This is a genomic window from Schaedlerella arabinosiphila, assembly GCF_003885045.1.
Taxonomy (GTDB): Bacteria; Bacillota; Clostridia; order Lachnospirales; family Lachnospiraceae; genus Schaedlerella; species Schaedlerella arabinosiphila.
Genome location: NZ_RHJS01000002.1, coordinates 18,835 through 34,181, shown reverse-complemented (window position 1 = coordinate 34,181; position 15,347 = coordinate 18,835). Strand labels below are relative to the sequence as shown.

Annotated in this window: 13 protein-coding genes; all 13 read right to left on the bottom strand. The window is 47.2% G+C overall.

Going from position 1 to position 15,347, the window contains the following annotated elements:
* Window positions 1-425 precede the first annotated feature (425 nt).
* Complete coding sequence (locus EBB54_RS00800) at window positions 426-1,094, bottom strand: uracil-DNA glycosylase (RefSeq protein WP_125125970.1); 669 nt, start codon at window positions 1,092-1,094, stop codon at window positions 426-428.
* Window positions 1,095-1,166: 72 nt separating this feature from the next.
* Window positions 1,167-1,928: an imidazole glycerol phosphate synthase subunit HisF gene (hisF, locus tag EBB54_RS00795; protein WP_125125969.1), complete on the bottom strand. Its 762-nt coding sequence runs from the start codon at window positions 1,926-1,928 to the stop codon at window positions 1,167-1,169.
* Window positions 1,929-2,027: 99 nt separating this feature from the next.
* Window positions 2,028-2,633, bottom strand: a complete 606-nt coding sequence (gene hisH / locus EBB54_RS00790) for an imidazole glycerol phosphate synthase subunit HisH (protein ID WP_125125968.1) — start codon at window positions 2,631-2,633, stop codon at window positions 2,028-2,030.
* Window positions 2,634-2,640: 7 nt separating this feature from the next.
* Window positions 2,641-4,038 carry an alanine/glycine:cation symporter family protein gene (locus tag EBB54_RS00785; protein ID WP_125125967.1) on the bottom strand — a complete coding sequence of 466 codons (1,398 nt, stop codon included), beginning with the start codon at window positions 4,036-4,038 and terminating at the stop codon, window positions 2,641-2,643.
* A gap of 79 nt (window positions 4,039-4,117) precedes the next feature.
* Complete coding sequence (locus tag EBB54_RS00780) at window positions 4,118-5,797, bottom strand: AAA family ATPase (RefSeq protein WP_125125966.1); 1,680 nt, start codon at window positions 5,795-5,797, stop codon at window positions 4,118-4,120.
* Between the two features lie 27 nt (window positions 5,798-5,824).
* Complete coding sequence (locus tag EBB54_RS00775; RefSeq protein ID WP_125125965.1) at window positions 5,825-7,978, bottom strand: Tex family protein; 2,154 nt, start codon at window positions 7,976-7,978, stop codon at window positions 5,825-5,827.
* Between the two features lie 310 nt (window positions 7,979-8,288).
* Window positions 8,289-9,998 carry an AAA family ATPase gene (locus EBB54_RS00770; RefSeq protein ID WP_125125964.1) on the bottom strand — a complete coding sequence of 570 codons (1,710 nt, stop codon included), beginning with the start codon at window positions 9,996-9,998 and terminating at the stop codon, window positions 8,289-8,291.
* A 104-nt stretch (window positions 9,999-10,102) separates the two neighbouring features.
* Window positions 10,103-10,369, bottom strand: a complete 267-nt coding sequence (locus EBB54_RS30905) for a WCX domain-containing protein (protein WP_456300109.1) — start codon at window positions 10,367-10,369, stop codon at window positions 10,103-10,105.
* 50 nt (window positions 10,370-10,419) lie between these two features.
* Window positions 10,420-11,127: a hypothetical protein gene (locus EBB54_RS30900; RefSeq protein WP_243127459.1), complete on the bottom strand. Its 708-nt coding sequence runs from the start codon at window positions 11,125-11,127 to the stop codon at window positions 10,420-10,422.
* A gap of 318 nt (window positions 11,128-11,445) precedes the next feature.
* Window positions 11,446-11,736, bottom strand: a complete 291-nt coding sequence (locus EBB54_RS00760; RefSeq protein WP_148099326.1) for a DUF4870 domain-containing protein — start codon at window positions 11,734-11,736, stop codon at window positions 11,446-11,448.
* Window positions 11,737-11,856: 120 nt separating this feature from the next.
* Window positions 11,857-12,087 (bottom strand): hypothetical protein, encoded by a 231-nt coding sequence (locus EBB54_RS00750; protein WP_125125962.1) that lies wholly within the window; start codon window positions 12,085-12,087, stop codon window positions 11,857-11,859.
* A gap of 188 nt (window positions 12,088-12,275) precedes the next feature.
* Window positions 12,276-13,271: a helix-turn-helix transcriptional regulator gene (locus tag EBB54_RS00745; RefSeq protein ID WP_162307053.1), complete on the bottom strand. Its 996-nt coding sequence runs from the start codon at window positions 13,269-13,271 to the stop codon at window positions 12,276-12,278.
* A 516-nt stretch (window positions 13,272-13,787) separates the two neighbouring features.
* Complete coding sequence (locus tag EBB54_RS00740; protein ID WP_125125960.1) at window positions 13,788-15,299, bottom strand: RNA-binding domain-containing protein; 1,512 nt, start codon at window positions 15,297-15,299, stop codon at window positions 13,788-13,790.
* Window positions 15,300-15,347: the final 48 nt, after the last annotated feature.

Sequence of the window (15,347 nt, the reverse complement as noted above, 5' to 3'; positions counted from 1 at the left end):
ATAAAAAGCCCTCATCCCACACAATAAGATACTATTGCAGGGACAAGAGCTGTACGAATCCTATCATCATCCGCTCCTGCGGTGCCACCCGGCTTGGTGTTCATAAACACCCTCTCATGCATACTGACATATGCGGACTTTGTTAACGGAGTACTCTCTCCGGCTCCCCTACTGTGAACCCCTGCCTGCGCTGCCGCAGACGCCATGCCGTACAGTCTGACCGCTGTATGGCGAATCCAATTCAGTTTGCCCTCAGAAGCCCATTCCTCCCTGCCCTGTCCCGCTGCAATCCCACCACCTGCAGCTCTCTGTGCGGCAGCAGCAAAAAGTACTTGCTCTTCCTCATTGGTTTAAAAAAACTTTACCACACACGCCGGGGGCTGTCAACCTGTTTTTGTAAAAACTGAGAAGCCAAACAGGAAAGCCTATTCGATCTGCCAGTCGATCGGTTCCAGCCCGTGGTCCTCCAGAAACGCGTTGGTCTGACTGAACGGCCTGCTTCCGAAAAATCCCCGGGCAGCGGAAAATGGACTTGGATGGGGCGCTTTTAAGATCAGGTGCCGGGGATTGTTCAGCATCCGTTCCTTTCTCTGGGCCGGCGTACCCCACAGGATATATACGATGGGCCTGTCCTGCGCGTTTAAGGCCATGATCGCCGCGTCCGTAAATTCCTCCCATCCCAGCCCTCTGTGGGAATTGGCCTGGTGCGCCCGCACGGTCAGCACCGTATTGAGCATCAGCACGCCCTGCTCTGCCCACTTTGTCAGACAGCCGTGGTTCGGTATGGCGCACCCCAGGTCGTCATGGAGCTCCTGGTAAATGTTGACCAGGGAGGGCGGAACGTTCACCCCTTTCTGGACGGAAAAACAAAGCCCGTGTGCCTGGCCATGATTGTGGTAGGGGTCCTGTCCCAGGATCACCACCTTGACCTCCTTTAACGGGGTCAGATGAAATGCATTGAATATGTCATCGGCCGGAGGGAAGATCAGCCTTGTATTGTATTCCTGCTTTATAGTCTGAAAAAGCTGCTTATAATAAGGCTTTCCAAATTCTTCTTTTAATATCTCATACCAGTCGCCGTTGATTCCTGCCATTCTTATTTACTCCTTTGTCATTTATACTTTTATCCTTTGGAGAGGTTCCCTTAAAGAAACAGCATTTCCTCCCTACAGGCGTACCGGGATTCCTTCTGTCTGAAGGTATTCCTTCACTTCCCGGATCTCCAGTTCTTTATAATGAAAGAGGGACGCCGCAAGCGCCGCATCCGCTTTTCCTTCCGTCAGGGCATCCCGAAAATGCTCCAGGGTTCCGGCTCCGCCGGACGCAATGACCGGGATAGACACATGCTCCGCAATGGCGCGGGTCAGCTCCAGATCGTATCCCGCCTTTGTCCCGTCGCAGTCCATACTGGTCAGCAGGATCTCTCCCGCTCCCAGGCTTTCCACTTTCTGCGCCCATTCCACGGCATCTATCCCTGTGTCGATACGGCCTCCGTTTTTATAAATATTCCAACCACTGTTGTCCGCCCTGCGCTTGGCATCAATGGCCACCACCACGCACTGGCTCCCGAACTTCTCCGCCGCATCGCGCACCAGCCCGGGCGTATTGATGGCCGAGGAATTGATGGAGATCTTGTCCGCCCCTTCCCGGAGCAGCGCCCGGAAATCCTCCACCGTGCGGATACCGCCGCCTACGGTGAACGGGATAAACACGCACTCCGCCACCTTGCGCACCATATCCGCCACCGTATTCCGGTTGTCGGAAGACGCCGTAATATCCAGAAATACCAGTTCGTCCGCGCCGGCCTTATCATAGGCCTTTGCGATCTCCACCGGATCTCCCGCATCCTTCAGATCTACGAAATTCACGCCTTTTACCACCCGTCCCGCATTTACGTCCAGACAGGGGATGATTCTTTTTGTATGCATAATTTTCTCCTGCATGCATCCGCTCTGTCTCTTTAAACTGAGAGGCAAAGCGGATGTTTTCATCTTTCTCTGTCCTGTCTCCTCACAGACAGGTTCTTTTTACAGCTCAACAAAATTTTTCAATATCCGCAGTCCCACTTCGCTGCTCTTTTCCGGATGGAACTGGCAGGCAAATACATTTCCCTTTTCCACCGATGCATGGATATGTACGCCGTATTCCGCGGATGCCTTCACAATCTCCTCTTCCCGGGCTTTCAGGTAATAGGAATGTACGAAATACACGTAAGACTGCTCCGGCACATTCTCAAAGAGCCGCCCGCCGTGCTCTAAGTGCAGGGAGTTCCAGCCCATATGGGGAATCTTCAGCCCTTCCTTCGGCGGAATCCGCAGGATCTCGCCCGGCAGGATTCCCAGGCCCTCTACGCCCGGAGCCTCGTCGCTTCTCTCAAATAAAAGCTGCAGTCCCAGGCAGATCCCCAGGAACGGGATTCCTTTCTGCGCTGTTTCCCGGAGCACCGGCACCAGCCCCCGGCGTTTTAGATTGCCCATGGCGTCTCCGAAAGCGCCCACCCCGGGCAGCACCACCTTGTCCGCCGAAAGGATCTCCTGCCCATTGTCCGTAATCTTCACGTCCTGCCCCAGCAGGAGCAGCGCCTTTTCTACACTTTTGATATTGCCCGCATCATAATCTACAATCGCAATCATTTTTCAATCACTTCTCCCCAAGTCCTGTCTTCACCACCGGAATCGGTGTGTCATCCTTTACGTCCAGGTTGTTGATATACTTCTTTGTCTCACCGGCAATGATTGGTGACAGCAGCAGCACCGCAACCAGGTTTGGAATCGCCATCAATGCATTCAGGATATCCGCGATGGTCCATACAAGATCCAATGCCAGTACAGGAGCCACCGCCGCAACTATGATATACAGAATACGGTAAGGGATCAGCCCCTTCCTGCCTGCAAAATATTCCACGCTCCGCTCCCCGTAATAAGCCCATCCCAGGATGGTAGAGTACGCAAAGGAGATGATGCCTACGACCAGGATCACCGGCCCCAGATACGGGATCTGGGCAAATGCCATGGAGGTAAGCACGCCTCCGTTGTCGATCTCATTTGCATTGATGGCCGGGTTTTTCATAATCGTTGTCACCAGCACCAGCCCGGTCATGAGACATACGACTACCGTATCCCAAAATGTCCCTGTGGAAGAAACCAGCGCCTGGCGCACCGGATTCCTTGTCTGTGCAGCCGCCGCAGCGATGGGAGCAGAACCCATACCGGACTCGTTGGAGAACAGCCCCCGGGCTACCCCGTACTGGATGGCAAGCTTGATCCCGCCGCCTACCAGTCCGCCGGCCGCTGCCCCCGGCGTAAATGCCAGCCGGAAGATCGTTGCGATGGCCGGAATGATGAAGTCATAGTTGATCCCCAGGATGATGATACATCCGATCACATAGAAAACGGCCATGAAAGGAACCAGTCTCTCACAGACTCTTGCGATACTCTTGATCCCGCCGAAAATAACAACCGCTGTCAGGCCCGCGACTACAATGCCGATGATCCATTCCGGGATATTCAGGTTTTCCCTGCAGACCGTCGCAATGGCGTTGACCTGGGTCGCACACCCGATTCCGAAGGACGCAAATCCGGCAAAGACCGCAAAGACCACGCCCAGCCACTTCATATTCAGCCCGCGCTCCAGGGCATACATAGCTCCCCCCTGCATTCTGCCGTCCTCGGTCTTGACACGGTACTTAACCGCGATCAGGGATTCCCCGTACTTCGTGGCAATCCCGAACACACCGGTGAGCCAGCACCACAGCACGGCCCCGGGCCCGCCCATGGCAACGGCGGTTCCCACCCCGATGATATTACCGGTTCCGATGGTGGAAGCCAGGGCCGTGGACAACGCCCCGAACTGGCTCACCTCCCCCTCTGCGTCCGGATCCTTTGCCACGGAAAGCTTAATCCCTTTGGATATGGTCTTTCTCTGGATAAATCCCGTCCGGATGGTCAAAAACACGTGGGTTCCGAGCAGCAGAATGATCATCCACCAGTCCCACACGAACTTATCGATATCGTTGATTATCTTGCTAATTGCATCCATCTTTTTTTCCTTCTCCTCTCCTGTTCCTTTTCTGGCTTTCAGCCGTGTAATTCCCGCTTTTCATCAAAACGTTTCTTTTTTATTCCGTCTTCTTCTTTTTTACCAGACAGCGCTTTTTATAAAATGACATCCCGTAACAGACAACCCGGGAGTAATCCTCTTCCAGTTCTTCCGCATACATCCGTTCATCTATCTGCGCAAGCGCCTTGCTGCAGTCTCCGGACAGTTCTTTCAGGGTGTTCGAATATTTCACTTCGAAAACCGCTGCCCGGTCTCCTGCATAGTCCTGTACGATGATGTCGCTGCGCCCTTCGCCGTGCTCCCGATTGGATTCTACGTTGTAACCTGCCCCGGCAAAAATTCCTGCAAAAAACGCATGGTAAAAGTCCTCTTTATAGTCGTGATAGCTGATGGTTTTTCTAAGCAGCCTGGTCATTTCGTCTGTCACACGCTCTGCGTCTCCGTTCCATACCGCCGCAAACAAAGCCTGTCGATCCCATTGCCTTGCAGTTTCCTCAAACCACTTGCTGATCGTCGTCTCAAAAATCTCCATAATTTCCGCATTCGGGATAGCCAGCTCCAGACTTCCCTGGGGCAGTTTTCCTTTTGTTTTTCCCTCTCTGACCCTTGTAAGATAGCCGGTCAGATAGAGAATACTCCAGAGGTTTTCCTGAGAAGAATGCAGATAGTTGTAACTCAGATCCAACTCCACCTTCTGAATCACAGTTTCTCCTGACAGGAGCGACTCAAACTTTTTCGTGATCTCGACGCCGGAATAATCGATAAAGGAACGGATGATGGCATTGTCGCTGGAATTTTTCCAGTAGCCGGCCGGCTTTGCCCCGGGATTCAGAAGCAGTTGATTCACATGGTTTACAACGTCCCATGGGCAATATATATCAAATTCTCCAAAATGATAGCCGTCGTACCACTCCCGCATCTCCTCCTCATGGGACGAGAGATCCGCTTCCCGCAAGAGCTGGTTCACTTCCTTCTGCGTAAATCCAAAATATTCGTTCAATCTGGTATCAGAAATGGTATCGGACACAAAATTATTCGCACCTGTAAAAATGCTCTCCTTTGTAATCCGCAGACAACCTGTGATCACTGCAAATTTGAGTGCTTCATTGTCCTTGATGACCTGCATGATCCCTTTTACCATATCCAGCATCTGGGGATAGTAATCCTTTTCACTTGCTTTGGCCAGGGGTACATCGTACTCGTCTATGAGCAGGATAACGGGCTTTCCATAGTGTGCAGCCATCAGCCGTGTAAGCTTGAGCAGGCTGTTTTTTACCTCCTCCGCTCCTGCTTTTTTTGACGCAATCCTGTAGATCATCTCCTTGTCCAGCGTGTTGATCTGTTCGCTCTCCATCAGGTAAAAGTGCTCCTTATACAGCTCCGCGATGACAGAGGCAAACTGGGCATATGCGCCCTCAAAGTCCAGACCGTCCACGCTTCGAAAGGATAAAAACAGTACCGGATACCGGTTCATCCAGGCGGCGCACAGCTCTTGATTTTCCGAGACGGCAAGCCCTTTGAACAGCTCTTTTCCGGATATACGGATATCAAAAAAGGCGGCAAGCATACTCATTCCCAGCGTCTTTCCAAACCGCCGGGGCCTAGTGATCAGCGTAACCTGTGTCGCATCCGTCCTCAGAAGTTCCTCGATCAGGCCGCTTTTATCAACGAAATAATACTGGTTTTTCCGGATATCCGCAAATCCGGAACGCCCTACCGGAATCTTAAGGTTTTTCATAAATGCCGCCTCTTTTCTGAAATCTGTTTATGATATTCCCCGCATCGTGAGCTGAATCCTTTTTTTCTTCAGATCCACGCTCATAACCTTCACATCCACGATGTCGCCCACGCTCACCACTTCCAGGGGATGCTTGATGAACCTTTCCGTGATCTGGGAAATATGTACCAACCCGTCCTGGTGTACGCCGATATCCACAAACACACCGAAGTCGATTACATTTCTGACCGTTCCCTTTAAGATCATGCCCTCTTTCAGATCCTTCATCTCCAGCACGTCCGTCCGCAGGATCGGCTTGGGCATCTCCTCACGGGGATCACGGGCTGGTTTTTCCAGCTCTTTTACGATATCTTGCAGGGTAATTTCCCCAATGCCCAATTCTTCCGCCAGTTTTTTGTAGTCCTTGATGGTCAGAGATAATCCTGCCAGCTTTCCGCCGATGATGTCCTCAGGCTGAAAGCCCTGTTTTGTCAAAAGCTTTTCCGCCGCCTCATAGGACTCCGGATGCACTCCGGTGGCATCTAAGGGATTGTCCCCGCCCTGAATCCGCATGAATCCGGCGCACTGCTCAAATGCCTTGGGTCCTAACTTGGCAACCTTCAAAAGCTTTCTCCGGTCTGTAAACCTTCCGTTTTCCTCCCGGTAGGCAACGATATTTTTTGCAAGGGTGCTGCTGATGCCGGAAATATAAGACAGCAGTGGCGCGGATGCCGTGTTCAGATCCACACCGACTTTATTCACACAATCCTCCACCACACCGGTGAGGGATTCTCCCAACTTCTTCTGGTTCATGTCATGCTGGTACTGCCCCACGCCGATAGACTTGGGATCGATCTTCACCAGCTCCGCCAGCGGGTCCTGAAGCCTTCTCGCAATGGAAGCCGCGCTCCTCTGCCCCACGTCAAAGTTGGGAAATTCCTCGGTGGCCAGCTTGCTCGCGGAATACACCGATGCCCCCGCCTCGCTTACAATCACATACTGCACCTTCTCCGGAATTTCCTTCAAAAGCTCCACGATGAACTGCTCCGACTCCCGGGAAGCGGTGCCGTTCCCAAGGGAGATCAGCGTGATGTTGTATTTCGGAATGATCTTTTTCAGAAGATCCTTGGATGCCTTGATCTTCGCCGGAGTGGTCGGTGCCGTGGGATAAATGACCGTCGTTCCCAGCACCTTTCCCGTGGCATCCACCACGGCCAGCTTGCACCCGGTACGAAACGCCGGGTCCCACCCCAGCACGACCTGCCCGGTGATGGGCGGCTGCATCAGAAGCTGGTGCAGGTTCTTTCCGAATACTTCAATGGCGCCGTCCTCCGCCTTTTCTGTCAGTTCGTTTCGAATCTCACGCTCAATGGCCGGCCCGATGAGACGCTTGTAGCTGTCCTCCACGGCCGCTTTGAGCACCGGTGCGGTGATGGGGTTGTCCTTGTGGATCACTTTTTTCTCCAGGTAACGGAGGATGTCCTCCTCCGGCGCTTCCACCTTCACCGTCAGGAACTTCTCCTTCTCCCCCCGGTTCAGAGCCAAAATCCTGTGCCCCGCCAGCCTGCCTACCGGCTCTTCAAATTCATAATACATCTCATACACAGATTCTGCTTTGGCATCCTTCGCCGCGGATGTCACCTTGCCCTTCCGGGCGGTGGCATTCCGAATCCAGCTCCGGTAATCCGCCTCGTCGGAAATGGACTCCGCGATAATATCCTGCGCTCCGGCGATGGCTTCTTCCACGGTCCTTACTTCCTTTTCCTCGGACAGATATGCCTTTGCACTTTCCTCCAGCGGTTCCTTCGTCTGCTGAAGGGTAATAAGCGCCGCCAGAGGCTCCAGCCCTTTCTCCTTGGCGATGGTCGCACGGGTGCGCCGCTTCGGGCGGTAGGGGCGGTATAGATCCTCCACCACCACCAGCGTCTCCGCCGCCAGGATCTGGGATTTTAACTCCGCGGTCAGCTTACCCTGTTCTTCTATACTGGACAATACCTGCTCTTTTTTCTCTTCCAGGTTGCGCAGATACGTGAGCCGCTCATGGAGCTTCCGAAGCTGCTCGTCGTTGAGGGAGCCTGTGGCTTCCTTCCGGTATCTCGAAATAAAAGGGATCGTATTGCCCTCGTCGATCAGCTTTACCGCGGCTTCCACCTGCCAGAGCTTTACGTCCAGTTCCTGTGCCAGTTTCTGATTAATATCCATAAAAAATCTGTACCTTTCGTATCTGTTCGAAGCATTCACAGACACGGCCTTTCTTGTCAATCTTTAGAAACAGTTTCATAATAAAAAGTTATTTCATGACAGCTTCTTATTTTGAGACAGTTTCTTATATCCATAAAAATAGAATGGATTCCTTGAAATCCATTCTATTATACAGGAAAGTTTTTCAATTTTAAAGATATGCGGAAAGATTTTTTTCTTTTGGTAATCGTTCGATGTCTTTTATCTTTATCTTTTCCTCAATTCTGCAGTATTCTTTAATCCTGTCTATCCGTAGAACAGCAATTGCAGATTATATTTTCTCTTCCTGATATATCACTCTACAATTCTTTTTATAACAGGCAATTCCATATTTATGAATGGTCTGCATACCCTCTTGTTTTAATGACACCACATATCCATCATGGTCGATCTGCTTCATTGCTTTACGACAGGCTGTTTCAAAGGTCCCATTTTCCGCATATTTTACCTCTATAATACATCCTGTCCTTTCCGGAGGAATCACAAGCTTTATATCCGTATAGCCGGTCCCTGACTCCGCATTCGATTTTACAATCCAGCTTCCTTCTGCTTTCAGCAGCCCCAGTAACATTCCATGATAAAAATTTTCTTTCATTTCTTTTTTCACATAAGTGTCTCTGATACTGATAGAATCTGCCATAAATTCATTAAATACTACCTGTATTGTCTCTGCGTCTCCTTCTTTAAAAGCACTGCAGAATCTATGCCAATTCACTGTATTGCCAGTTGCTTTCACTCTGAGCCAGGAATGAATCTTTGTATCATAAATACCGAGAACTTCTTTGTTTGGTATCGCCAATGTATGAACTCCATTTTCTGGTTCTCCGGCATCCGTTATATAGCCCGTCGCAAAAAGAACACTCCACAAATAGGATTGACGTATATCGATATCTCTGCTGTCAAAGTCTGTATATGTCAATTCCGGAATCAGTCTTTTCTTCACAGTCTCCCCTGAAATCAATGCTTCGATATCCGATCTGGTGGATTCCGTAGCCTCTTCTATGATCTCTTTGATGATCGCGTTATTACTGCTGTTGGCCCAATGAGACTCTATCTGTGCATTCCCGGATTCACAAAATTTATCGCATTGATTGATCACACTCCAAGGACAATAAACATCTACATTTCCAAAATGGTATCCGTCATACCATTCTTTGAACAGGTTATATTTATCTTCCAATCCATAATAAGAAAGCATTGATTTAACTTCCTCATTCGTAAATCCAAAATGCTCAGCAAACCGCACATCAGAAATGGTGCGGACCTTAAAATTATTTAATCCGGTGAAAATACTCTCTCTGGCTATACGCAGACAGCCTGTGATCACAGCAAAATGCATGTTTGCATTTGTTTTCAGCAGACGGCTGAACAGCAAACGGATCAGCTGGACCATTTCTGAATAATATCCTCTTTGATAAGCCTTATCCAACGGAACGTCATATTCATCAATCAAAACGATAACAGGAACTTCATAATGCTTATAAAGAAGGCTTGTCAACAATTTCAGACCGCTCTGGAGATATATCGGTTTATCCAGTTCCCCTTCTATCAGCCGAACGAGCTTTGCCTTATCATATTGCGTTAGTTTATCACTCTGTAATAGATAATCCAGCCTGGTAGCTTCTTCACTTATTACTGCGGAAAATGCTTCAAACGCAGCCTGATAGTCTTCACCATCCACATCCTTCAAACTGACAGATATCACTGGATACCTGCCCATATACTGCTCACACAGTTCTGCTTCTTTTGATATTTCCAATCCGTCAAATAGAGATGGATCCATGCCGATTTCAAAGAAGGATTTCAGCATATCAAGATTCAGGCTCTTCCCAAAACGGCGTGGTCTTGTAAAAAGGTTCACACTCCCCCTGGTTCTGAGCAATTCGCTGATAAAGCCTGTCTTGTCCACATAGTAGAAATTATCTGCTTTAAAATCCTTAAAAAATTCAATTCCTATTGGAAGTTTTTTCTTTTCTTCCATATATGCCAAAACGCTCCTTTCCTGTGTATGGATTGAGTATAGCATACATACTGGTTTTATAGCAAAGACTTGCAATATCATTTTCTAATGTGTTCCGTTTCTAGTTACTGTTCATACTTCGCAAGCATTTCCCGGAGCATATTTTTCATCTCCTGCCGGGCGGACGGCGGCCCCACAACTTCCACCATAGTTCCCTGGGTGAGCAGCCACATCAGGGCACCTCTTCCATAGACCTCCGCATCCACAAGCCAAGCCGGACCCTGCTCGGTCAATATCGGTTCCTTCTCCGCCGTAGGCAGTCTGTCAATGACAGAATCAATACTTTTGCCGGTATACTTAAATTTTATCTTGATTGGCTCGCCCATATACATGAACTGAATCCGTTTGCGGAACTCTCCTTCCTCGAAACGTTCGCTGTCTTTTATCTTAATCTTTTCCTCAATTCTGCGGTATTCTTTAATCCTGTCAATTCGAAAAACAGCCGGATACTTATATTTCGGCACATAGGTGCCCCTTTCATTTTTTCTACAATATTGGCATTCAGGTAAAAATAATATTCCGAAAATAAAATCGCCAACGGCTGAACAACATACTTTACAACATCTGTGGAAGTATCCTGCTTCTGATAAGTCATCTCCAGCAAATTGTTTTTTTCAAGGCCCGAACCGATTTCCTGTGCTATACCCCAGAGTTTTCCATCAATATAGGATCCATGACGGGTTTCTTTATAATGAATCTTTTCATTGTCGATCAGCTTATTTACCAGTTTCATACTCTCTTCTGGAACACATCCGTTGATGATTTTATACAGTATGCTGTTAATCTCTATCTTTGTAAACGCTCTGCTCTCTAATAGAATCTTACTCACGGCAAGAATCTCACTGTTGGACAGCAGCGTATCTTCCAAGCCTTTCATGGAATGACCATTTTTTTCCTTCTCATATCCCACTTTCCGCATATCCGCGTCTGTTATTCTTCTTTCCTCAAGAAATTCTTTAATATCCTCTATATCCCGCTGGATTGAACGTTCACTTACTCCATAATCGACTGCAGCCTCTGCTTTATTGACAATCTTGCCCTCAGAAAGTTTTATGTAAAGATCCAAAATCCTATAAATTTTATTTCCCACAATTGCCTCCTCTGTGCAGCATTTATACAACCGATGGGAGCAATGCCGCGTTTTTTGTAATAATCGAACAGTTTTGTGTGAAATTTATATCTCAATTCTTTTATACATACACTATTTCATGTCGCTTATACCAGTATAGCACATATAATCACTTCTTTCATCGCAAAAATGTTTTATTCTTAAAATCAGATAGTAATCACATGTGTTTCTATAGGAAATAAAACAGGCAGAAACCCAATATTTTTCTGCCTGCTCCATCAATTATCTCATTAACATAAAATATTTTTCCGCATTTCCATAAAAGCGCTTCATGATGATTTAAAACATATCATTCGAATTTTTGATGATCGTAATATGGCCTATAAATGGAACTCTTTTGGCTTCTCCTCGAAATGCTGCAATCATATTCATGATTGCCACAACACCGATTGCAATAGAAATCGCAACCATAATAAATGATATGATTCCAGCCAGCCCAAATGAAAATGACGCCATAAGCATTGTCGAGAGAATTGTTCCTACGAATGTAATGGCCACCTCTGGTATCAGCAAGAGCAGAATCTGGTTTGCGTGGAATCTTGCAAATTTGGATTCGTTCATTACGATCATAGGTAAAAAGAAAATGATGTAGCCTAGTCCTGCCATCATCTTATTCTGTACTGGAGCAGGAGATCTTACATGAGCTTCACTCCTGTACCGACCGCACCAAAAAGCAGATTCTGGAGATTGTCAGGATTCTTCACGACCTTCCTTCTGAATGAAGCATTCTGCAGTCAATCTGACTCCATACCGGAACCCTTCGGCAAATCCTTTCTCTTTTCCTGCAAATGCCGCCTGATACATCTTGTCTCTGCACTTTTCATACTCTTTGGGCGGCAAATGCTCCTCTACATGCTGCAGCAGATCCCGTATTTCCTTTTCAATCTCATAATCTATTCGATTCCATTTACTTTTTTTCATCTTGTTATCGTATATCTCTTTGATCAAGTCTTCCATAATTTTACTGTGGGCTTTCCCGCCCCTCTTCCTCTTTCTACTATGTTCAAAACGAAATACGGTGTATAAACCATTCTCCAACTATACGATTGCATTCCGGCAGCTCTCTTACACCGTACTTTCATTTCCATACAGTTCCTTCGTATTCGATTTCATTTAACCCGCAGATTTTTTACATTGTCCCCCTGACCCTTGAGCCATCTCTCAATCCTCGGCCCGAACGCTTCCGCTTCGATCAGATATCCGTCCTGATCCTTCTGTATCACAGTGGCCGAAGGCAGGCGGTCCAGCACAGATTCTAATGCTTTTCCAACATACTGGAACTCCACTTTTCTCAAAGCCCCGCTCTGCACGAATGGGATTCGTTTTCTGAACTCACTCTCCTCATATCTGCCCGCATACGGAACACGGAAATATTCTTCCATTACCGTATATTCCTGAATCTTGTCCACCCGATAAAATACAGGAAATACATTTTTCGGATCACTGTTTTTTTCACTGTCTTCCTCTGCGCCGTAAGCCGCCAGATAAAAATAGAAATCCCGCAGCACAATTCCCACAGGTTTTATTCTCTCTGTCACTTCCCTGTGATTCTGCTGAGCCTTGTACGTGACTTCTGTATATTTATGCGCTTTCACAGCCTGTTCCAGATCCCAGATCCGATCGAGCAGCTTTTGTCCATGCCGCAATTCCGTATAATTCTGAATTTCATTGCGAAGCATATCCTTTACATCCGTCACCCCCGAATCGGTATCGCATAACGCAGTCAGACTATATAGGATCGGAAGCATTTCCGTTTTTGCCAGCGCCCTGCTTTCCAGAAGGATCTTACCGGCCGCCAGAACCGCTTTCCCATTCAGTTCATTGGTCCGCTTAATCTGAAGCCGATATCCGCCCGCCCTTTTATCAAATATAACCTCCTGGATATTTCCCTCTTCCAGGAATTGGCTCTGCAGAAATTCCTGAATATCAGTTATGTCCCTTTGAACTGTTCTGGCGCTGACTCCATATTTTTCAATTAATGCATCCTTATAAATGATCTTCCCCTGCTTTAATTTCGTGTAAATCGTCAAGATCCGTTCTGCCTTATCTTCCGTACCGTTTCCCATCGTATTGCCTCCTCGTATTCTTTTATCAATCTCTGCCATGCAGAAATGCCTGCCGCCCGCAATCTTTCTGCACACTATCGTATTCAGGGCAACCGACATAGACCGTCTGCTGTGCGGACGTTCCGTCGCAAACCTGCTATTCCGAGCAGTCACTATAAATGATTATAAAGGAACACGTGGACACATTCTGTCACTTCCAAGATTTTTTATTTTCATTCTAAGCAGACATGGATAATACCTGCAATATCTATAAATTGCGATATTTGTTCCCATACTTGATTTAAAAGATCAATCTGCAGCATAAAGCTCATTTCTTGCTTACAGTAGACTATCTTCGATTATATACAATTCGAAAAACTACAATGTCCTGTTAAAAGACAATATTGGGAATTGGATATTTGTTTAGCCCATTCAATCAGAAATCTTGATAAATAAAAACCGACAGGCTTCTTTTTTACTAATAGCCTGTCGGTCAGAAAATGATTCTCCGCTTTACTATATAAAATGTTATATGGTCTTCACATCATATAGAACAATTCCGATTCGGTATTTTTATCACTTTGTCAGATGCCAGATACCTTTTCGATGTGATCCGGTTCTATACAGCAGACCTTTTTCTTTAAGCCCCCTCATCACATAACGTATTCCACTGTCTGATAAATCCAAAATACTTGCGAGTTCTTTCTGCGTAATCAACGGATTGTCCTGTACCAAATCCAAAACTTTATGCTCCGCATCCGTTAATTTTTTTATTGATTTACCGTCAGTTTTAACGTTAGTTTTTCCGTCAGTTTTTCCGTTAGTTTTTCCGTCAATTTTACCGTCAATCTTTACAGCAGTCCCACCGCCAATCATTTCCCCAGCCTCATGATCCAGACCATAATCAAAAGAGTACTCTTCATCCAGCGGAACAATGATCCGAAATACGTCCCCTTCCTGAAACTCTGGATCCTGCCCCGAATAATACTTACTGTATTTGAACAGATTTCTCACGCCGGATCCCAGTCTGTCAGCTCTGCCTATATTCCTGAAAAAGGATGCTATGATCGGATTCTTCGGATCCGGCTCCAGATTATCCGGAGTGATAACGCCTTCCCTGAGAGCCCGGTTCGCATTTTCCGTATACATCCGTTCTTTCTGAATCACAAATTTTGCCGCATAGGAACTGGTAAATTCCCGATGCATCAGTATATTGCTGATCATTTCCCTTGCAAGAATGTTTCTAAGGCTGACCCTGCTTACATCTTCCAGAAAAAATTTATCCGGCAGATGCTTTCTTGCAAAATCCATCAGCTGATCAAAACTTTCGATCAAGTTCGTCCGAATAATCTCTCGGTCATCATATCTGTCAGCATTGACCTTACGTACAAGAGCATCCGTTTCATATGCAGGACAGGCATTCATAATCACATCATCTTTACCCAATAGAAGAATCGCCGCCAGATTATATCCCTTTTCTCCCGTGGCAATGTCCATACCATACAGACCTGCACTCTTCAGCAGTTCCTGATCACTCATGCTCTCCCATGGATGCCTTCCTCCGGCGTTATTGACTGCCATCTTTCGAATCCGAGGCAAAAGGTCAAGCCGCAGATTTTCTTCCGAAGCATACGGATAAATTCTTTTCTCTGTAAAAATATTCTGCTTTCGGATGTACATAGACGCAATCTGCGCGGTTGCCGTCACTTTCACGTCTGCATCATCTACCCGGTCATAGATTACTTTTTTATAACTGTGAACCTCTGCGCTGGGCGGCACATGTACATGAATCACTGTATGACCTTTATACTTCAGCAGCTCCGGCGCAAGATAGACCGTCGGTGTAAAGTGAACCGGATTACTGATCACACTGATGAAATTTTTAATCATATCGCCAGCAGCCTTCTCCGGCACACCCGTCACAGTACCATCATCCAATACCCCCATAAACAGATCACCGCCAAATCGGTTCAGGAAAGAGCAAACGCTCTCGTATACATCGTGTTCAATTCCATTTCCACAACGCTTAAATTCCACAGCAACCGTCTCTCCAATTGAAAGCATAGATTCAAATGTATGCAAATTCATTTGCCGGTACCCTCCTGTCTATATACATACTTATATACTCACATCAAA

Coding starts and splice junctions, on each gene's coding strand:
- EBB54_RS00800 (WP_125125970.1), bottom strand. CDS start 1,094: ATGGCAGGAATCAACGGCGACTGGTATGAGATATTAAAAGAAGAATTT.
- hisF (WP_125125969.1), bottom strand. CDS start 1,928: ATGCATACAAAAAGAATCATCCCCTGTCTGGACGTAAATGCGGGACGG.
- hisH (WP_125125968.1), bottom strand. CDS start 2,633: ATGATTGCGATTGTAGATTATGATGCGGGCAATATCAAAAGTGTAGAA.
- EBB54_RS00785 (WP_125125967.1), bottom strand. CDS start 4,038: ATGGATGCAATTAGCAAGATAATCAACGATATCGATAAGTTCGTGTGG.
- EBB54_RS00780 (WP_125125966.1), bottom strand. CDS start 5,797: ATGAAAAACCTTAAGATTCCGGTAGGGCGTTCCGGATTTGCGGATATC.
- EBB54_RS00775 (WP_125125965.1), bottom strand. CDS start 7,978: ATGGATATTAATCAGAAACTGGCACAGGAACTGGACGTAAAGCTCTGG.
- EBB54_RS00770 (WP_125125964.1), bottom strand. CDS start 9,998: ATGGAAGAAAAGAAAAAACTTCCAATAGGAATTGAATTTTTTAAGGAT.
- EBB54_RS30905 (WP_456300109.1), bottom strand. CDS start 10,369: ATGTATATGGGCGAGCCAATCAAGATAAAATTTAAGTATACCGGCAAA.
- EBB54_RS00760 (WP_148099326.1), bottom strand. CDS start 11,736: ATGATCGTAATGAACGAATCCAAATTTGCAAGATTCCACGCAAACCAG.
- EBB54_RS00750 (WP_125125962.1), bottom strand. CDS start 12,087: ATGAAAAAAAGTAAATGGAATCGAATAGATTATGAGATTGAAAAGGAA.
- EBB54_RS00745 (WP_162307053.1), bottom strand. CDS start 13,271: ATGGCAGAGATTGATAAAAGAATACGAGGAGGCAATACGATGGGAAAC.
- EBB54_RS00740 (WP_125125960.1), bottom strand. CDS start 15,299: ATGAATTTGCATACATTTGAATCTATGCTTTCAATTGGAGAGACGGTT.